Here is a 500-nt window from a genome sequence, read left to right as displayed (position 1 = left end):
TCCGGATGTCTTTTTTATTTCTATCTATGCTTTTACTCATTCCTCAGACACCTGCCAGATCGGCTTCTGGGGCAAGGGATTGATTATCCTTCACTTGCGGTTCCTTTTAGTTCTGGAAATGAGGGGAGAACGAAGGAAGAAGCAGAGTGTTTTTGGTTGTTTGGAAAGACAATCTTCTCGCTCCCCTATTAAAATCGCTCGGATCCTAATGAAAATTATGCTTTGGAGCGTTTTTGTAGACCATATATCTCTCCCTATTGGTAGATTGATTGGCCTTTATTGAGGCGCATTACAGACGGGTTAGCTGCAAGCAGAACGAAGGCGGCTTGTACATGTTTTATTCTGCTGCATCGACCTTGGCTGCTTTCAGCCATTTTTTTACGAAGAAAAGGGCCGCAGGCAAATTTGCCTGCGGCCTTTTTCTTGTTTACCGAAAACCCCCGGCTGTGCCGGGGAGTTCTCAAAAAGCTTTAGCGTTGCATAGGAAATAAAAACTCCTT

Annotated in this window: 1 protein-coding gene; it reads left to right on the top strand. The window is 44.4% G+C overall.

The window, feature by feature from the left end:
• A partial coding sequence (locus WMO24_RS00140; RefSeq protein WP_349213985.1) for a hypothetical protein occupies window positions 1-283 on the top strand: 283 nt, incomplete at its 5' end.
• Window positions 284-500 lie beyond the last annotated feature (217 nt).

The sequence above is a fragment of the Ruthenibacterium intestinale genome (assembly GCF_040096265.1).
Lineage (GTDB): Bacteria > Bacillota > Clostridia > Oscillospirales > Ruminococcaceae > Ruthenibacterium > Ruthenibacterium komagatae.
This window is presented reverse-complemented; position numbering and strand designations above follow the sequence as displayed.